This window comes from Sinomonas flava, from assembly GCF_039531875.1.
GTDB lineage: Bacteria > Actinomycetota > Actinomycetes > Actinomycetales > Micrococcaceae > Sinomonas > Sinomonas flava.
The window spans coordinates 732,440-751,278 of the sequence record NZ_BAAAQW010000003.1 but is presented as its reverse complement, the minus strand read 5'-3'; the positions used below and the strand labels follow the sequence as shown (position 1 = coordinate 751,278).

Sequence of the window (18,839 nt, the reverse complement as noted above, 5' to 3'; positions counted from 1 at the left end):
TCACTTTCCCTCCGTAGTGGACCTGGTCTGGTCCTGCTGTGCAGTGGTGTTTGGCGAGAAAGCTGCCCGAGTTCACGTTGGCAGGATCCTCGTCCGGGAGGGAGCACGCCCGAGACGCTCGCTAGGTCAGGGTCGAGTCAGGGCCGCGAGCGCGAGTATGCTCATGCTGGTCTTGTGGCCGTGGCCCCAAACTTCGTCGGGCATGGTCAAGATTTCAGCGGCGTCGACGAGGTATAGGCTGGTCGTCGGCGTGGTGAATTGCTATGGGCTTGGGGAGCCGGTCGTTGGGGGAGGATCGTGAGCGACATTCCAGAAGTTGACTCCGAAGCTGAGCACCTTCAGCGGCCGCTGTCATCGAGGGCAGCCAGGGGTGCGGCCCACATGGTGGGAGGACAAGTAGTCCGTTTCACGCTTCAGGCGCTCAACCTGATCTTGCTCGCGCGCGTTCTCACGGATGTCGATTTCGGCGTGTTTGCAATGTCATGGGCGATCATAGGAATAGGGCATATTGTTAAGGATGCCGGGTTGGCGACCGCGGCCGTTCAGGCCTTGCGGGTCTCGCCTGCTCAGCGTTCTAATCTTTTCTGGATGAATGCTGGAATCGGCTTGGCCTTGACTATGGCCGGCTTTCTCATTGCGCCTATCCTGGCAGTGCTCTACAGGAACCCAGACGTATTGGGGGTAACGCTTGGGCTGGCGCCTACTATCTTCTTGGCATCGCTTACAACGCAGTACCGAGCTAGTTTTGCGCGACAGCTCCGGGTCGGGGCGCTAACGGCGGTTGACATTTCTTGCGGGTTCCTTGGGCTCGCAGCAGGCGTAGCTGCGGCTCTTTCTGGATGGGGCGCCCAAGCCCTCGTCCTGCAGCAGCTTGCAGGGGGCGTGTTTTCTTTGATCGGTATTTCGGTGCTCGCCGGTTGGATTCCAAAGCGGTATGACCGAGGGGTGCCTATGGGGCAGTTCTGGCGGATCGGTGGAGGCTATTTTATTTCGCAGCTTTTTCATTACGTTGGAAATAATGCTGATACCGTTATAATGGGCATCCTGCATTCGCCCTCGACGACTGGACTCTATAATCGCGCCGTTCAACTGGCCAGAGTCCCATTGAATCAGTTCCGCGGCCCCCTGGACCAAGTGGGCGTCGCCGCGCTGTCGAAGGTTCAGTCGGAGAAAGAGATCCTGGTTCGATATGTCAATTCCGCAAATGTCGTCGTCGTATATCCGGTCCTCGCACTAGCTGCCTTCGCCGTGGCGGCTGCCCCGGTCATGGTGCCCCTCGTTCTGGGAGAACGGTGGACCGCCGCTGTTCCATACCTGCAGTTGCTAATTGCGGGAGAAGCCATGTCAACTTTGGCGGGTGGCGCCAATTGGATCTTCTCAGCGATGGGGATCGCGGGAAGCTTGGCCCGCTTTACAGCGTGGGCGACGTGCATTCGGATCGCTGTCATGGCGGCCATGGGGTTCCTGGGCCCGCATGGCGTTGCAATCGGCTTCTTCGTGAGCCATTGCGTTATGTGGGTTGTATCGTTGCTCATTGTTCGCAGGGTGTCGGGAGTTGAGACCCGTACGCTGATCGAGCAGGGAGTCAGAGCGATTCTGATCTGGGCGCCGGCCGCGGGACTGGGCTTCATTGCGGGCCTTCGGACCAGCGACTGGGCCCCTTGGCCTTCGTTGACCGCTATTGCAGCGGGAGTCATGGCCTTTCCGGGTGTCGCCATGCTCGTGCCTGTGGTGAGGCGCGAGGTGCTGCAGGTCATCCGTACCGTGAAGCGCTTGGTGTAGGCAAAGTGTCAAAGTTGGTGTGGTATAGGTGACTTTGGGGCCTGTGTCGTTAGGTCACCATCCCGGGCAGCAGGGATTCCTGTCCGCTGTCGATCGTTTCGGGTTTCGCGGATGTGGCATCCGCGGCTTCGGCTTATTGTTTGGGGGCTTTGGGTTGGGTCAGTCGTGCGTGACGGCGATAATTCCGCATTACGGTGATATCGAACCGACAATGTCCCTTGTGCGCAGCCTGCAGAACCAGGCTGGTGATGCATTGGCTGAGGTCATCGTTTGTGACGATGCGTCGCCCATTCGATTCCCCGAGACGGAGGGAGTGCAACTTGTTGAGCGTAGGACGAACGGTGGCTTCGGGTCCGCTGTAAACTCTGGCTTGGCGCTGGTCAATACGAAATACGCACTCGTACTCAACAGCGACGTTGAGGTGGGGCGAACATTCGTTGACGATCTTCTCGCTGCCGCGGAGCCTTGGATGCCTGCCGTGGTGAGCCCTCAGGTGCACAGCCCTGACGGCAGCCCACAGTGGGTTGGCCGGCATTTCCCGGCCGTGAAGCATCAGTTCATAGAATGGCTCACCCCCCTCGCCCGTTATCGCGACCTGCGTACCCTTCATGAAGCCGTGGGCCATGACACGCGTTGTGTCGATGGTGTCACTGTCTGTGTGGACTGGGTCGTGGGCGCCGTAATGCTTCTTCCAACGGAAGAGGTTCGAGCACTGGGCGGGTTCGATGAAGGATTCTTCATGAACGCCGAAGAGGTGGACCTCCAACGCCGGCTGCGCAGACTGGGGATTCCCAGCGTCTTTGTTGGCGGAGTCTCGGTTCAGCATGAGGGCGGTGGATCCTCGGATCCTCAGCGTCGGCGCCAGTGGGTCGTCGATTCGCGCTTGCGCTATGCCCGGAAGTGGGGAGGAGCAGCGGAGCTCAGAGCTTCTTTGGCGGCCGCCTCTGCCCTGAACTTCGGCGTCAACGTGCTGCGCCAGCTCGCTGGCCGCGATATCGATGCTTTGGCAACGCTACGGCAAGAACTGGCATACCTTCGGGAAGGCAGCAGATGAACATCGCGCGAATGATCACAGAGGCGCCTCCGTCGTTGAGGTGGCGCTTGGGGCAGTTGGCAACGGGACTGGTTTGGCGTCATGCCTTCCGATCATTCGGCCATGGTTCCGTCATAGTGTCACCGCAGAGGCTGCGCGGGACAGAAAGAATTAGCGTCGGCTCGAACACGGCCATCTATGAGGGCTGTTGGCTTGAAGCTGAGCCACATGCGCGTCTGTCGGTCGGCGACAACGTATACCTTGGCCATAGAGTGCATCTTCACGCGGTAGATGACATCACCGTCGGGGACGGTTGCATGTTTGCCGATGGCGTACTCATCAGCTCGGGCGGGCATGTGATGGACAATGCAAAATCTGCGGTGGGCTCAGGCGCAATAGTCATCGGACGGGATTGCTTCATTGGACAGAACGCCACAGTCCTAGGGGGCGTAAGCATTGGGGATGGTGCGATCGTCGGCGCGGGAGCGGTCGTGACTCGCGATGTCCCGTCGGGGACGGTAGTGGGTGGAGTTCCTGCGCGGCCCCTTCACAATGGACGAACCGCTGCGATTCGCACAGAAATGAAGGGGCGGCTGTGAAGATTCTCATTACGGGCGGCGCCGGTTTTATCGGAAGGCACCTTGCGAGGCTTCTTGCGGCGAGTGGCCACGCAGTAACCGCCATGGATACGATGCTGCCGCAAGTTCACCAAGACGTTGACGGTGACCGTGCAGCCTTCCCCGGGGGCCTCATTGAAGCGGATGTGGCCGAATCCGGAAGTTGGGACGACCTCCCGGTGCACGACGCGATTGTCCACTTAGCCGCAGAGACCGGTACAGCACAGTCAATGTACGAACAGGACCGTTATCGTCGCGTCAATGTCAGGGGAACGAAGCTGGCGGCCGAGACTGCTGTGAGCTGGGGTGCGCCGATCGTCTTCCTGAGTTCACGGGCGGTATATGGCGAAGGGCGACGGCTTGATTTTCCGAGACCCTCGTTGCCTGGGATCTTTGACACGGGCCCAGACGGCACACTCAGGCCATCGCACGAGGAAGACGCCCATGCGCCCTTGTCGGTCTACGGCGAGTCCAAATCTGAAGCCGAAAATGCGCTCCGAGGCGTCGTCCTAGGCCGGGTTCCGTCAGTGGTCCTCCGGCCCCAGAACGTGATCGGGCCAGGACAGGCTCTGCACAATCCGTACACCGGTGTGCTCGCCGCGTTCGTGGCCATGCTCAAGGAAGGGGCGGATCTCACCGTGTATGGAGATGGCACTCAGACCCGCGACTTCGTGCATGTGGAGGATGTCGCGCGGCTCATCATGTGGAATCTCGACAATCTTCCAGGGGTTCTGGAGGATCCACGGGTGCTCAATTGTGGTACGGGAGTGAGGACGACTCTCGACGATGTGGCCCGGTATTGCATCGATGCCGCACCCGGTGTGGAGACGGAGATCAAGCATGTGGACATCAAGCGTGCGGGCGACATCGACCACGCGTGTGCAGACCTCCGCCACGTGCTGCGAACGGGTGCGCCGATGCCTATGTGGACCACCGAAGATGCAATCGCGGACTTCGTTCGGGATTCTTGGGACAAGCAGGGAGCGGCTGTATCTGCTTGGTCAACCGCGCTAAGCGAGTTGACGTCTCGAGGATTGACGGAGTAGCTGTGCGAGTCCTACTCGTCAGCCCTGCATTCCACGGGTACGCGAGGGCGATGGCTATGGCCCTCGGTGCCATAGGACATGAGGTGAGCGTTCATTTATATGATCGCCCGGTCGACATGAGGAGTCGCGTCGGCATGCGGCTCCTGCACCGCCCACCGGAGGGTGGTCAAGCGGTATGGGCGAGAGCCGAACTAACTGTCAGGGCGATCGGGGCCCTCCGGTCCATCAGGCCTGAAGCAGTGTTGGTCGTGAAAGGGGACCAGTTTGGCTCCGATTGGTGGGAGGCGCTGTCAGAATCGGGTGTGCCTCACGTCACCTGGTTCTACGATGAGTTGCGGCGCATGCGCTATTCGGCCGAACAGCTCTCGGTCGTCGGACCCATTGCCACTTATAGTGCCTGCGATGTGCGAACACTGGCTGCGTCAGGAATAACGGTCACACACGTTCCCCTTGGATTTGACGCTCTGGCCGACGTCGTCGATCGAAGTCACGAAGGCATCAGTTTTGTAGGGGCGAGGTATCCGGGCAGGGAAGCCACGCTTCGCCGGCTAGTGGCGGCCGGGGTGACCGTCAAGGCATTCGGCAGGGGGTGGTCCCGTAGGCCCCTTGATATCATTCGCAGCGGCCAGTTCCGCCATCCTGGCGTGGCAAGTGGCCCGCAGCTGGACCGCTCGGAGTCCTATGGGCTCATGAAAGCTTCGGCGGCGACCCTAAATCTCCACGGCGATCAGGACGGCTTCACGATGCGCACGTTCGAAGCGCCAGGTGTTGGGGCGGTGCACATCTGCGATCGGCAGGATGTTGCTATGCACTACGAGATTGGTGCTGAAACCTTGGTCTTCAGTACCGAGGAGGAACTGGCAGAGATCTGTCACCGCGTGCTCGCGGATCCGGTTTGGGCTGGCAGTATTCGAGAGCGGGGCCGAAAGCGCACCTTGGCGGAACATACGCTTGTTCACCGGATGCGGACATTGGAGACATTGTGGGCGTGATTCACCCGGAGAACCTTGACGACTGGAAGGCCTGGCAGGAACGCCGTAAAGGTCTGCGACGGTGGCAGACACTGTTCAATGCCAGCAGGAAACGCCCCGAGCACCTTTCCCTTTCCGTGCGAGGTGCTCATCCGAAAGTGCTTCTGGCGCTCGATTCGAGATCCGTGACAACGGTTCGTTCGCTATATGGAATCTTGGCCGCTGACCTCGATCTCGCCGTGCTGAGTTCGGTGCATGACACCAAAGGGCTGACCCAGATTGTCGGCGCACCATCCGAGAGGGTCTCGGACGCAGCGGCGATCCCCGATTCTGTGAAAACCGTCGTTTCAGCTGGTCATTTTCTCCCAGCAGGTGCGGCAGCCGAAGCCTGGGCGAGGACGCGGAATACATCTCACGTGGTCGTCCAGCATGGCCTCATGACGCCGTTCGCGCCTCCGCTTCCCCCGAATGGGCACCTGCTCGCCATCAGCGAGAGTGACGCCGAGTTCTGGAAATCAGGACGGACGGATATCACGTACGAGGTCGTCGGTTCGCAATTGTTCTGGGACGCCGCCAACGCCAAAGGCAACTCAGCTGATCTCGATGGGCAGCCTGTGTTCCTGGGCCAGCTGCATGGCGCAGAGCTTTCCCGATGGGGTATGAGCCGTGCCGCGGGTCAGTTCTGGCGGCAGACTGGGTGCCTATACCGACCCCACCCGTCGGAGACGGATCGCTTGTCAAGGCTTCAGCATTCGCTGTGGTCGAAGCGGGGGATGGCGATCGACCTGAGCGGGAAACCGCTGTCGGAGATCTCCGCGCCCGTTGTTGCCGCTTTTTCGACGGGTGTCCTCGAAGCCGCTGCACGAGGGATTCCCGCTTGGGTCTACTACCCCTCGCCTCCAGCTTGGCTTTCCGAGTTCTGGACGCGGTACCGCATGAGTCGCTGGGCCGTCGACGTTGGTCCCACGCCAGCCCCCCCACTGCCCGCAAGCAGACCAGTGGAGAGCATTCTCGCGGCAGTCCTCAGACTTTCTGGAGAGACATCATGATCATCCTCTGCGTCATCCCCGTCCGCGGCGGCTCCAAGGGCGTGCCAAGGAAGAACATCCGCCCGGTGGCGGGCAAGCCGCTCGTGGTCTGGACGATCGAGCAGGCGCTGAGTGCCAGCGGACTCGACGTGCTCGTCTCAACCGATGATCCTGAGATCGCCGACGTCGCCCGCGAGGCCGGCGCCGACGTCCCGTTCCTGCGTCCTGCCGAGCTCGCCCAGGACACCACGGCGACCGAGCCCGTGGTCCGCCACGCGATCGACTTCCGCACCGCCCAGGGCCGCAGGCCCGAGGTCGTCATGCTCTTGCAGGCCACCTCGCCCGTGCGCTTCCACGGCACCTTGGACCGCGCCGTCGAGCAGTTCGAGCGGACAGCGGTCGACTCCCTCGTGGGCGTTGTGCCGCAGACCCCGTTCCTCTGGACGATGGGCGCGGACGGGGAGCGCCCGAGCGCCGCGTACACTGTGGGTCGCAGGCCGCGCCGTCAGGATCTCGGGGAGCAGGACTACCGGTACCGTGAGACCGGGTCCCTCTACTTGACGCGGACCGACATCTACGAACAGTTCGACAACCGCCTCGGTGGTCGGATCGGCCTGTTCGTGATGGATGAGGGGGAGGGCATCGACGTCGACACTGAGCTCGACCTCTCCATCGCCGAACAGCAGCTAAGCCGGTTCCGGAAGGAGCTGGAGGGGGGAGATCGCGCGCGATGATAGTCGAGCGGAACATTACGCCATATGTCGTCTTTTCGGAGGACCCAGTCCTCACGGCACTGCAGAAGATCACGGCGAACCAGGAGCGGATCGTCTTCTGTGTCGACGAGCACGGCATCCTCCAAGGCTCCCTTTCCGATGGCGACTTCCGCCGCTGGATCGTCGAGAACCCCACCGCGGGCCTGACGGTCTCTGCCCTCGACGTTGCCAATCGCAGCGTCCGCAGTGTCAGCCACACGACGCCGCCCCGAGAGCTCGGCGCGTACATGGCGCGTGACGTCACCCACCTGCCCCTCGTCGATGCGCGCGGACACCTCATGGCTATCGCCGTGGACCGGTCGGACGTCCTGCGGATCGGCAGGCACCAGATCGGCCCGGGCAGCCCCGCCTTCGTCATCGCCGAGATCGGCAACAACCACAACGGCTCCGTGGACCTTGCCAAACGGCTCGTGGACCTCGCCGCCGAGGCCGGCGCGGACGCCGTGAAGTTCCAGCTGCGCGATCTGGACGCCCTCTACCGGCAGTCCGGCGGTTCGAGCGCGGGGGAGGATCTCGGCGCCCAGTACACCCTCGACCTCCTGGCCAAGTACTCGCTCCCTGCCGAAAAGCTCGTGACGGTCTTCGACCACGCGGCCGAGCGCGGGATCACGGCGATGTGCACCCCGTGGGATGTGCCATCAGTGCAGGTGCTCGCCGAGTACGGCGTGCCCGGCTTCAAAATCGCCTCCGCCGATCTGACGAACCACGAACTGATCCGCGACGCCGGATCCCGTGGCGTCCCGCTCGTCCTCTCCACCGGAATGTCCCGCGAAGAAGAGATCCGGGAGGCGGTCGAGGTGCTGCGCGGACAGGGCACCGCCTTCGCGATGCTGCACTGCCAGTCCACCTACCCGGCACCGTTCAAGGACATCAATCTGGCCTATATGGAACGGCTCGCGGAGCTCTCCCAAGCCCCGGTCGGGTACTCGGGCCACGAGCGCGGCTACCACGTGCCCGTCGCCGCTGTGGCTCGCGGGGCCAAGATCATCGAGAAGCACTTCACCGTGGATACCTCGATGGAGGGCAACGATCACAAGGTGTCCCTCCTCCCCGAGGAGTTCGCCGCCATGGTGGTACGGATCCGCGAGGTCGAGGAGTCGATCGGCGAGAGCACACCGCGGCAGGTTTCCACGGGGGAGATGATGAATCGCGTCAACCTCGCCAAATCCCTGGTCGCGGCACGCTCGATTCCACGGGGTACCGTCATCAGCGAGGCTGACGTGGACGTCAAAAGCCCCGGACGTGGCCTCCAGCCGAACGCCCTGCCCAAGCTCCTGGGCCGCACGCTGCGACGTGACCTCGCGGAAGGCGACTTCTTCTTCGACGGCGACCTCGCCGATGTGGTGCCCATCGGCCGCGACTTCCGCTTCCGCCGCCCGTGGGGCCTGCCCGTGCGCTACCACGACCACGCCGCGCTCATCGCGGACTGCACCCCGGACTTCCTCGAGTTCCACTTCTCCTACAAGGACCTCGAGATCGATCCCGACACCGCCTTCACCGAGCCCCTCGACATGGGCTTCACGACCCACCTGCCGGACCTGTTCGCCGGCGACTTCCTCGTGGATCTTGCCTCCGCCGACCCCGAGGTGTGGGAGCGCTCGATCGCCGAGGTCCAGCGGACCATCGACATCACCCGCTCGCTGACGAAGTGGTTCAAGCGGGAGGACGAGCCGATCATGGTCGTCACGATGGGCGGGTTCACCAAGGACCACCATGTGCAGCCCGCCGAGCGGGCCGCCATGTACGCGCGGATCGCGGACGCCCTGGGGCGGCTGGACACCTCGGGTGTGCGGATCGCCGCTCAGACCCTCCCGCCGTACCCGTGGCTCATGGGCGGCCAGCAGTTCCACAACCTCTTCCTCGACCCGAGGGACACCGCCGACTTTGCCGGATCGACAGGTACCAAGCTGTGCCTTGACATCTCGCACTCGAAGCTCGCCGCGAACCACCTCGGCATCCCCTTCTCGGAGGCAGTCGAACTGCTCGCGCCGCACACCATCCACCTGCATCTGGTCGACGCGACCGGCGTGGACGGCGAGGGCGTCCAGGTGGGCGAGGGCGAGGTGGACTGGGCCGCTCTGGCCGAACAGCTCGACCGGCTTGCGCCCGGCGTCGGCTTCATCCCAGAAATCTGGCAGGGGCACGTCAATTCGGGTGAGGGCTTCTGGACTGCGCTCGACCGGCTCGAAGCCTGGTTCTGAGGTTCTCGTGCCGCAGCCAATCGCCTTGTGGGCCATCCCGGTGTCCAACATTGGGGGTGTAGCCCGTCACGTCCTTGACATGGCGGCGGTGGGGCTCCCCGGCTGGAGGCTCGTGGTCCTGTGCCCCGAGGGCCCGCTCGCCACACGCCTGCGCGGGATGGGCGCCGCAGTCTTGACCGGTGCGTTCGGTCCCGATGCGGGCTTCCGCGCCTCGGTGAGCACGCTGCGAACGAACATTCGGGCGCTGCAGCCTTCCGTGGTGCACGCACACTTGGCCTACGCGGATGTTGTCGCGGCCGTCGCTACGATCGGCACTGGTGCTCGCTACGTGACCACTGAGCACGGCATCGCCGCCGACGATACCGTCTACCACGGCAGGGCCTGGAGGTCCCAGCTTAAGGCACTCCTCCACACCGCCAGGCTGAGACGAGCACGCGCCGTCATCGCCGTGTCCGAGGCGACCAAGCGCGCGATGGTCCGCAAGTGGCGTCCCGCCCAGGACATCGTGGTGGTCCCAAACGGTGTGGATGCCCAGGAGGTACGGTCACGCGCGGTCCATTCGGTTCAGGTCGGCCAGTCAGTTCAGTCAGGAGAGGGTCCTCGGATCCTCTCGCTCTCACGGCTCTCCCCTGAGAAGCGCATACCCGAACTTCTGCTCGCGTTCTCCGAGATGCGTCGCACGCATCCAAAGGCGACGCTCACCATCGCCGGAGAGGGGCCGGACCGGGAGGATCTTCAGGCCCGGGCAAAAGAGCTCGGCCTCGAAGACGCAGTGACCTTCCCTGGTTTCGTCGATGCCGGCGCAGCAATGGCCCAGGTCGATGTCGTCGTACAGCTCTCGGTATGGGAGAACTGCTCCTACACACTCCTGGACGCGATCGCAGCAGGACTCGGCGTCGTCGCGACTCCCGTCGGCGGGAATCCGGAGATCCTCCCCGACCATTGCCTCGTGGATGCCAGCGACACTGCTGCCGTCGCTGCCACGATTGCGGCTCAGGCCGCGGCAGGGTTCCGGCCCCCGTCGGCGTGGCTGACAAGAGAGGACATGGCCGAGCGGACGGTGTCCGTATACGAGAGGACCTCCTGATGCAGACGGTCGCGCTTCTGAGCAACAACGGAGACATCGGCGGGGGCGAAGTCATGCTCCTGAACATTGCCGAGGCACTTCGCGAGCTCGCCGTCAGTGTCGTTATCGTAGGACCGGCCCAGCCGAACGGGGTAGTCCTGGCCGCGCGCCAGAGGGGCTTTGACGTTATCGGGATCGCGAGCCGAACGCGCTGGGAGTACGCGTTGCGCCTGCGCCTCTGGGCACGCTCCCGGCGGAACATGCTGCTGTGGTGCAACGGCCTTGTCCCAGCCTTTGCCCTCTCCGGTCTGGGCCGCCGCATCGTCCATCTGCATCAGCTGCCGCTAGGCGGGCAGCGATGGCTTGCCTCGCTCGCCCGCAAGGGAGCGCTTGACACCCTTGTCCCGTCGCATTGGATGTCACACCATGTGCCCGGAAGCATCGTCTTTGGCAACTGGGTCGAGCAGGTGAAAGCGGTGAGGCCGGCCCCTGAGGATGTGCTGCGCATCGGATTCCTAGGCCGGCTTTCCTCGGACAAGGGGATACACGTCCTCGCTGAGGCAGTGCAGATCCTCAACGACGAGGGCTTTGACTGCCGACTTGTCGTCGCGGGCGAACCGCGATTTGTCAGCGACAAGGCAGCGCGATTCGTCGACCAAGCGCTGGACCGCATTGCGCCCAATGTTGACCGCCTCGGCTGGGTTGAGCCGGGGAACCTTTTTAGCAGAGTGGACCTTTTTGCATGTCCGTCCGTCTGGAACGAGCCCTTCGGATTAGTAGCAGCAGAAGCCATGTCAGCACGAGTCCCTATCGTAGCCAGTAGGAGCGGAGCCCTGCCCGAGGTAACGGGCGCCTCAGCTTGGCTTACGACCCCAGAAGATGCCGTGGACTTGGCGCGCGCGATTCGTCGTGCAGCCGAGAGTCCACGCAAGCGGGAGAGTGCCGAGGAGGGATTCGCACGGTGGGAACGCGAATGGTCACCGAAAGCAGGACGGCGACGGACGGCCAGCATGATGCGGCGCTGGGAACTCTCCGGCACTGACTCGATGACAAGGACGGATGTCTCATGATGGCCCAGACTCTGGTCCGGAGCCGACCGACCGCGCTCTCGGCCGTTGCGGAGATTCGAGTCTCCTCGTTCCTCGAGTTTCTGCTGTTCGCATGTTTTGTCCTTGAGGGTGCGGTCATCCCAGGGGTGCCAGTCCCGGGTTCTGACATTGCTGTCCTGATACTCGTGGCTTGGACGCTGTTTCGAAGGCCCCGGGCCTCTCTGGCGTCGGCGCAATGGTACCTTCCATTCTGGATTGGGCTCCTTTTTTATCTGGCGGTCGAATCTATAGTCAACGAAGCCGATTGGGTGCGCCGCGCGACCCGTTTGGGCCTCATGGTGACGCTCACCATGGTCATTGCAACAGGCCGAGTAAACCTACGCAACGGACTTGTCGGAGTGCTTGCGGGCGGTGCAGTCAATGTCGTTCTCTTCTATCTCGGCGTTGCCCCAAACACCTATGGCGGAGTCCTCATGGGATACTTAGGCGACAAAAACGTTGCGGGAATGTTCTACTGCCTCACGCCGCTTCTTCTACTGCCATTTGTCGAACGGGCCGGCCTGAGGAAAACTTTGGTGGTTTATGGGTTTGTTACGGTATTCCTGACGGGCTCCCGCACATCGTTGACTGCCTTCGCAATTGCCGTGGGATGGCTGACGATGACCAAGCGGATGCCCCGGGTCTTCCAGCTTCCGGTTCTTGCACTCGCGATGCTACTAGTGAACTACCTCGAGGAAAATTTCTCCCAGTCATGGATTTTCAAGGACCGCGCCGGGAGTGATGAGCTGCGCGAGCGGATCGGGGAGGCTGCCGCTGCCAAAGCCGCCACGTCTCCGCCCTATGGGCTCGGCCTGGGGGAAGCCATGACAACCATCAACGGCCACCCGTGGTTCTTCCATGATTCGTATCTCGGACTGTATGTCGAGGGCGGATGGGTTGCGCTTTTCGGCGTCGTCGGCCTCTTTGTGGTTCTAGGTCTCGGCCCATTGTCGCGCCATGCATACCGTCGGATCCCTGCGCTTGAGGGAGCGATGGTCGCACTGCTGATTTGCGGCCTCAAGCTCGGTGAAGTCTTCCTGTCACTCAGTGGATTTCTGCTTCTGGGATGCCTGCTTGTGTCGCGGGCGGCCTTTCGGCCAGCAGTCGACCAACGTTTCTACAGGGGGGCCTGATGAGGCGTTTCAGGGAGCTGGATGGCTTTCGTGTGATCGCTTTGCTAGCCGTGGTCGTCTACCACTTCACGGGAGCGTACGCGGTTCTCCTCGCGGCCTGGGGTCTGCACTACTTGGGTGAGCAAAGGGGGACCCAACTCATGCGCACATGCTTGATGACGCTTCGACGAAAGGTGGTGACGGTGAAGTGAACCCTGCAGCTAGTATTGTCGTTCCGACGCGTGGCGGAGCCAAGCGGCTTCCCGTGCTCTTGAGGGCACTCTCTCTACAGGACACGGACGACTTCGAGGTGGTTGTCGTCGTTGACGGTGATATCGATGGAACAGCTCGACTCTTGGATTCCTGGTCGGATCGACTTCCGCTGCGTACGATCGTTTTCCCTGAGAATCTCGGACGCTCGGCGGCGCTCAACGCTGGTGCAGATCTAGCCAGTGGGGAAATCCTCATCCGTTCCGATGACGATCTCGAACCCGGTTTCGGCTTCGTAAGGGGGCACATTGCCCACCACAGCCATGCGACTGGCCCGATTGGAGTTGTGGGCCTGACGACGAACCACTACCCGGACACTCCTTTCGCGCGCGCCTATGGGAGAGCAGCTGACCGTAGATTCATCCGGGACGCCCTTCGTCTGCCAGAACATTCAACCTGGCGACTCTGGGCAGCCAACGTCTCAGTTTCCAAGATCATTCACCGGAACCTGGGAGGTTACGATTCCCGGTACCGCCGCTATGGCTGGGAAGACGTTGATTTTGGCTATCGGCTGCATGCAGCGGGAGTCCGCGTTGTCGTGGCACCGGATCTCATGGCGATCCATCATGGTGCGTCGACGACGACCGCTGTTCGAACGGTTCGAGCCCTGCATTCCGGCAGCGCACGCGAAACGTTCGTAGGGATTCACGGAACCCAGGCACTGCCCGAGCCGTCGGCCGGCGGCGGTGCGTGGGGCCTCATCGTGGGTGCGGGCGCGCGATTCGCGACGACGCGCACCCTTCGGGCTTACGGGGCGGCGGTCGACACCATCGCTCCTTTCGTTCCCATAAAGCTGGCAGAGAAGCTGATAGCACTGGGAGTCGAGTCGGCAGGACTAGCTGGCGCACAACGCCCAGAGCGAGCCAGCGAAGACTTTTGAAAGTGAATACTCCTGAATCAGTACCGCCGTTCTCGCCAGCACAGACCCTTCTAGGAGACTGCCCGTGACCCGCTCTGATCCTGTCGTTGCGATCGCCCACGACTACCTAACGCAGCGGGGCGGCGCCGAGCGCGTCGTCTTGGCGATGCATCGCACGTTCCCCGCGGCGAAGATCTACACGACGCTCTACGATCCTGAAGGAACGTATCCTGAGTTCCGGGAGGCGAACATTGTCACGTCGGCCCTTAACCGCATCCCAGCGCTCCGGCGAGACCACCGGGCTGCATTACCGTTTCTCGCCCCGGCTTCGAGCGCGCTCAAAGTTCCAGCAGATATCGTCTTGGCATCCTCGAGCGGTTGGGCGCACGGCTTCGACACGGACGGACAGATGCTCGTCTATTGCCACTCTCCAGCCCGATGGCTCTACTTGACCGATCAATACCTGGGCGCTGGCCGCCAGCGCGGCGCTAAGGCTCTCGCCCTTGCTGCACTCAAGCCGTTTCTGATCCGCTGGGATCGCCGTTCAGCCGCAATGGCAGATAAGTATGTAGCCAACTCCACAATCGTCCAAGACCGCATCCGAAGGGTCTACGGCAAGACAGTCGACGTCGTCCACCCCCCACACAGCGTGGACATTCAAGGCATTCGCGAGCCCATACCAGGACTCGAAGACTTCATTGTCGGCGGTGGCCACTTCCTGACCGTCTCACGCCTGCTGCCCTACAAGAACGTCGACCAGGCCGTGGAGGCATTCCGCGGACTCGACGACAAGCTGCTTGTGATAGGAGCCGGGCCCATGGCAGAGAAACTGCGTGCGAACATGCCGGACAATGTCCGCTTGGCTTCGCATCTCAGTGACGCTCAGATGCGGTGGGCGTACGCGTCCGCCAAAGCCGTGATAGCGCCCAGCTATGAGGACTTCGGCATCACTCCGCTCGAGGGCGGAGCTTGGGGGAAGCCGACGATCGCTCTACGCGCCGGTGGATACCTCGACACAATCGTAGAGGGTGTGACTGGGCAGTTCATCGAGGAACCGACTGCCGCGCTCATCAGGCAGGCCGTAGAGAGCTTCCGCGCTGAAGTATGGAATGCAGACGTTATTCGAAAGCACACCGAACAGTTCTCAGAGGAGCGATTTCGGGAGAGGCTCAGGCAAGAAGTGCTGGGGCTGGTGCGAGCATAAGGAACCCGTCCGCAGACGCGGCCACCGCCCGGTGATACCGGCGCGATCCGAAGGCGGCAGGCTCCCCGAAAACGCCGGACGTGTCCCGACCAATGTCAAGGGCGGCCTGTCTTGCGCACTATTGTGATCCGAACGGGACCAGAGCCGGGATGGGCGCAGGCTGCCCGGCTGGCAGATCTGACAACGACCCGGGTGCTCCCAATGCGGATACGCCGTCCCATCCATCTTGATACTTCACAGTGAAGCCCGCAGCTACGGCGTCCGCCACCACGTCGACTGTGGTAGCGGAGTTCGATGTGGCGAAAGCAATCCATACGTACCGGTGGCCTGGCCAAATACGACGGCGGGCTTGTAGTTGGATGGATTGCTCGCCCTCGCGCGCCTCGACAGGTCTAGCGATACCGCGCAGATTCCCGTCCGATGCTGGCTCCCCTGCCTGGTCGAGATAAAAACCTGCCGCGACCTTTCCCGGCCCGCTTCCAACCCCAATGCGCACCGCGATTGGACGCATGGCCTCTGTGACCCTCACTTTCACGTAGTAGATTCGGCCGGCAGCGAGGGTCCCCTTTTGAGTCGGCCTTGCACTTGGCGTGAGCGCGACGCCAGAGGATGGGTTGCTGTCAAAGTCGGGGAGGTAGGCTCTTTCCTCCTCGCGGGAAACCCCCTTCTTTGGGATTTCCGGTTCAGCCTCTTCTACCGAGTGGACTCCTGCGCCTTTAGTCTGGTCCTTTACAGAAACCTTTGGGTCAACAAACCATTGAACCGCCGGTTTACCCCCCGCGAGGGCCTCGTAGTTAGCCGTTATCTCGCCTGCTAGTGGGGCGAAACCCGCAACGTCGAAGGTGCCCCCATACCAGAAGAACCTGTCCTGCGAACCACCGCCGAAGTCCGTGAGGCCAACCGGATGCGCTTCGGATGTTGGTCGATCACTTGCCCCAGCTGGAATTGACTTGTTGGCGATGATCGTGCAGTCGGCAAATGTGACTGTGGTGCCCGGGTCGGTATTCGTGCCTTTGCCTAGGACTGCACTGATAGCTTGCGGCTGAGCATACGCATCGAAGGTAACGCGGTTGAACAGCATCACGGTTCCTTGCCCAGGGCTCATATCGATCGCGCCCCCCTTCGCGCCGGACGTTGGCGAGCTGACGAGCTCGACATCCTCAATCACCACCGTTCGAGGTGCGCGATTGAGCAATTTATCCGCGTCTCCGCCAGTGCCGGCGTCGCGCATGGGATGGCGAGTGTCCACTGAGGATGTGTCGATGATTTTCAGGTTCGAAACGTGCGTAGACGCGCCGCTTGTCTCCAACGTCGCACCAGTCGTCGTCCCTGACCAAGTGAAGACAGTGTCCGACGGGCTTTTCCCTAGGCCACGGATATCAACGTGACTTGGCATCTTGACCTGTTCGTTGTATGTGCCGGGAGCAACTGTTATCAGACGCCGCTGGGCGGGAGTGGAGCGAGCGAGGTCCGATGGGATCCCACTACCTTCGGCCTTGATGTCATTCTGCGCGGCTGAAACAGCCGCGGCTAGTGTCGCATAGGCTCCGGCACCGCCTCCTGCATTGGCGGGATCGACAGTGTACGTTTGCGCATACGATGTCGGGCGAGTGCCAGCAAGTGCTGTCGAAATTGAATTCGAATTAGCGTCGGTATCGGGAGCGCTGCTCACTAGCGAGGTGCACCCCGCCAATAAGGCCATCGTAGCGACTGCGACGCTAAACCGGGCGACCGATGATGACTTCATAGTTCTATCCCTCACACATGGCGCTACGTCGGGGGCAATTGTATCATTTTGCTGGCACGTTAGAGGCGAAGACCGAATCGGATATCGCAGCTAAGGGTGCTTCCGCGGCCCTCGGCACTTCACCGGGGGTTATCGAGGAGTTCGAGAAGGTATTTTCCGTAACCGCTCTTGAGCAATTTTTCTGCGCGTGCTCCCAGTTCTTCGTCGCTGAGGAAGCCCTGGCGCCAGGCGATCTCCTCGGGTGCGCCGATCTTGAGTCCCTGCCGGTTCTCGATGGTGCGGATGAAGTTGGAGGCGTCGTTGAGGTCGTCGATCGTCCCGGTGTCGAGCCATGCGGTGCCACGGGGGAGGACTTCGACATGCAGTTTCCCGGAGGCCAAGTACTTACGGTTCACGTCGCTGATCTCGAGCTCGCCGCGGGCGGAGGGCTTGAGGTCCTTGGCGATGGGGACGACGTCGTTGTCGTAGAAGTACAGGCCAGGGATGGCGTAGTTGCTCTTGGGCTGGGCGGGCTTCTCCTCGATGGAGACCGCGCGACCCGCGCCGTCAAACTCGACCACTCCATACGCGCTTGGGTCCTTCACCCAGTAGCCGAAGATGCAGGCCCCATCGATGTGATGGTGACGGCTGAGTTGTGCGCCCAGGCCGGGGCCGTAGAAGATGTTGTCCCCGAGGACGAGAGCCACTGTGTCGGCGCCGATGTGCTCAGCGCCGAGGATGAAGGCCTGGGCCAGGCCGTCAGGGGATGGCTGCTGGACGTAGGTGATGGAGATGCCGAACTGGCTGCCGTCGCCGAGGAGGCGTTCGAAGAACGGGGCGTCCATCGGGGTGGTGATGACCAGTACGTCCCGGATGCCTGCTAACAGCAGGGTCGAGAGCGGGTAGTAGACCATGGGCTTGTCGTACACGGGCACGAGCTGCTTGCTCACGCCCAGGGTGATGGGGTGGAGTCTGGACCCGGTGCCCCCTGCCAGGATGATTCCCTTCATGGAAGTCATCTTTACGGTTCGCGCCGCTGTTCCCAAAACCGATACATTCACGGCATGCGAGTACTCGTCACCGGGGGAGCGGGATTCATCGGCTCCAATTTTGTTCATTATGTGATTAACAACACAGAGCACGAAGTATGTGTGCTCGACAAGTTGACGTACGCGGGGAATCTGGCGTCGTTGGAGGGGCTGGCGGGGGACCGGTTCCGGTTCGTGCGGGGGGATGTGGCGGATGCGACCCTGGTGGATTCCCTCGTGGCGGGGGCGGACGCGGTGGTGCATTACGCGGCGGAGAGCCACAACGACAATTCGCTGCGGGACCCGCGCCCGTTCCTGGAGACGAATATCGTGGGCACGTATACCCTGATCGAGGCCGTGCGCCGGCATGGGACGCGGTTCCACCACATCTCCACCGACGAGGTGTACGGGGACCTGGCGCTGGAGGACCCGGCGCGGTTCACCGAGTCCACCCCGTACAACCCCTCGAGCCCGTACTCGGCGACCAAGGCCGGATCGGACCTGCTGGTGCGGGCGTGGGTGCGCTCGTTCGGGCTCGAGGCCACCATCAGCAACTGCTCGAACAACTACGGCCCCTACCAGCATGTGGAGAAGTTCATCCCCCGCCAGATCACCAACGTGATCGACGGCGTCCGGCCGAAGCTGTACGGCAAGGGCGAGAACGTGCGGGACTGGATCCACGCGAACGACCACTCCTCGGCGGTCCTGACCATCCTCGAGAATGGTGCCATCGGGGAGACCTACCTCATCGGCGCCGACGGCGAGAAGAACAACAAGGACGTCGTCGAACTCATCCTCAAGGAGATGGGCCAGGCACCGGACGCGTATGACCTGGTCGTGGACCGGGCCGGGCACGACCTGCGCTACGCGATCGACTCCACGAAGCTGCGCACCGAACTCGGCTGGAGCCCGCAGTACGGGGACTTCGAGACTGGCCTTGCGGCCACGATCCAGTGGTACCGGGACAACGAGAACTGGTGGCGCCCGCAGAAGGCCGCCACCGAGGCAAAGTACAAGGTGCAGGGCCAGTGACCG

General features: G+C 62.3%; 16 protein-coding genes. 14 read left to right on the top strand and 2 right to left on the bottom strand.

The genetic code is table 11. The annotated features are described in order from the left end of the window. The first annotated feature begins 297 nt into the window (after window positions 1–297). The 13 genes from ABD298_RS06115 to ABD298_RS06055 all read left to right on the top strand — a co-directional run bounded on the left by ABD298_RS06115 (window position 298) and on the right by ABD298_RS06055 (window position 15,050). Window positions 298–1,782 (top strand): oligosaccharide flippase family protein, encoded by a 1,485-nt coding sequence (locus ABD298_RS06115; RefSeq protein WP_344298752.1) that lies wholly within the window; start codon window positions 298–300, stop codon window positions 1,780–1,782. Window positions 1,783–1,951: 169 nt separating this feature from the next. After that, window positions 1,952–2,836, top strand: a complete 885-nt coding sequence (locus tag ABD298_RS06110; RefSeq protein ID WP_344299062.1) for a glycosyltransferase family 2 protein — start codon at window positions 1,952–1,954, stop codon at window positions 2,834–2,836. Next, the gene (locus ABD298_RS06105) at window positions 2,833–3,414 is read left to right on the top strand and encodes an acyltransferase (RefSeq protein WP_344298751.1); all 582 of its coding nucleotides are present in this window, start codon (window positions 2,833–2,835) and stop codon (window positions 3,412–3,414) included. The genes ABD298_RS06110 and ABD298_RS06105 overlap by 4 nt, the downstream gene beginning before the upstream one ends. Beyond that, on the top strand, window positions 3,411–4,478 hold the full coding sequence (locus tag ABD298_RS06100; RefSeq protein ID WP_344298750.1) for an NAD-dependent epimerase/dehydratase family protein: 1,068 nt from the start codon (window positions 3,411–3,413) through the stop codon (window positions 4,476–4,478). Before ABD298_RS06105 ends, ABD298_RS06100 begins: the two co-directional genes overlap by 4 nt. 248 nt (window positions 4,479–4,726) lie before the next feature. After that, the gene (locus ABD298_RS06095) at window positions 4,727–5,470 is read left to right on the top strand and encodes a CgeB family protein (protein WP_344298749.1); all 744 of its coding nucleotides are present in this window, start codon (window positions 4,727–4,729) and stop codon (window positions 5,468–5,470) included. Next, entirely contained in the window at window positions 5,461–6,498 is a 1,038-nt protein-coding gene (locus tag ABD298_RS06090) for an RNA-binding protein (RefSeq protein ID WP_344298748.1), read from the top strand. The genes ABD298_RS06095 and ABD298_RS06090 overlap by 10 nt, the downstream gene beginning before the upstream one ends. Continuing rightward, on the top strand, window positions 6,495–7,211 hold the full coding sequence (locus ABD298_RS06085) for an acylneuraminate cytidylyltransferase family protein (RefSeq protein WP_344298747.1): 717 nt from the start codon (window positions 6,495–6,497) through the stop codon (window positions 7,209–7,211). The genes ABD298_RS06090 and ABD298_RS06085 overlap by 4 nt, the downstream gene beginning before the upstream one ends. After that, window positions 7,208–9,451: an N-acetylneuraminate synthase family protein gene (locus tag ABD298_RS06080; RefSeq protein ID WP_344298746.1), complete on the top strand. Its 2,244-nt coding sequence runs from the start codon at window positions 7,208–7,210 to the stop codon at window positions 9,449–9,451. Before ABD298_RS06085 ends, ABD298_RS06080 begins: the two co-directional genes overlap by 4 nt. Continuing rightward, window positions 9,405–10,538: a glycosyltransferase family 4 protein gene (locus ABD298_RS06075; RefSeq protein ID WP_344298745.1), complete on the top strand. Its 1,134-nt coding sequence runs from the start codon at window positions 9,405–9,407 to the stop codon at window positions 10,536–10,538. The genes ABD298_RS06080 and ABD298_RS06075 overlap by 47 nt, the downstream gene beginning before the upstream one ends. After that, window positions 10,538–11,587, top strand: a complete 1,050-nt coding sequence (locus tag ABD298_RS06070; RefSeq protein ID WP_344298744.1) for a glycosyltransferase family 4 protein — start codon at window positions 10,538–10,540, stop codon at window positions 11,585–11,587. The genes ABD298_RS06075 and ABD298_RS06070 overlap by 1 nt, the downstream gene beginning before the upstream one ends. Then, window positions 11,584–12,738, top strand: a complete 1,155-nt coding sequence (locus ABD298_RS06065; RefSeq protein ID WP_344298743.1) for a hypothetical protein — start codon at window positions 11,584–11,586, stop codon at window positions 12,736–12,738. Before ABD298_RS06070 ends, ABD298_RS06065 begins: the two co-directional genes overlap by 4 nt. A gap of 148 nt (window positions 12,739–12,886) precedes the next feature. After that, the gene (locus tag ABD298_RS06060; RefSeq protein ID WP_344298742.1) at window positions 12,887–13,867 is read left to right on the top strand and encodes a glycosyltransferase family 2 protein; all 981 of its coding nucleotides are present in this window, start codon (window positions 12,887–12,889) and stop codon (window positions 13,865–13,867) included. A gap of 64 nt (window positions 13,868–13,931) precedes the next feature. After that, window positions 13,932–15,050, top strand: a complete 1,119-nt coding sequence (locus ABD298_RS06055) for a glycosyltransferase (protein WP_344298741.1) — start codon at window positions 13,932–13,934, stop codon at window positions 15,048–15,050. Window positions 15,051–15,168: 118 nt separating this feature from the next. On the opposite strand, the gene ABD298_RS06050 is transcribed toward ABD298_RS06055, so the two are convergent. Further along, complete coding sequence (locus ABD298_RS06050; protein WP_344298740.1) at window positions 15,169–16,281, bottom strand: hypothetical protein; 1,113 nt, start codon at window positions 16,279–16,281, stop codon at window positions 15,169–15,171. A gap of 635 nt (window positions 16,282–16,916) precedes the next feature. Then, a complete protein-coding gene (gene rfbA / locus ABD298_RS06045; protein ID WP_344298739.1) occupies window positions 16,917–17,786 on the bottom strand; it encodes a glucose-1-phosphate thymidylyltransferase RfbA in 870 nt (289 codons plus the stop codon). A gap of 54 nt (window positions 17,787–17,840) precedes the next feature. Between rfbA and rfbB the strand changes: the two genes are divergently transcribed. Continuing rightward, window positions 17,841–18,836, top strand: a complete 996-nt coding sequence (gene rfbB, locus ABD298_RS06040) for a dTDP-glucose 4,6-dehydratase (protein WP_344298738.1) — start codon at window positions 17,841–17,843, stop codon at window positions 18,834–18,836. The last annotated feature ends 3 nt before the right edge of the window (window positions 18,837–18,839 follow it).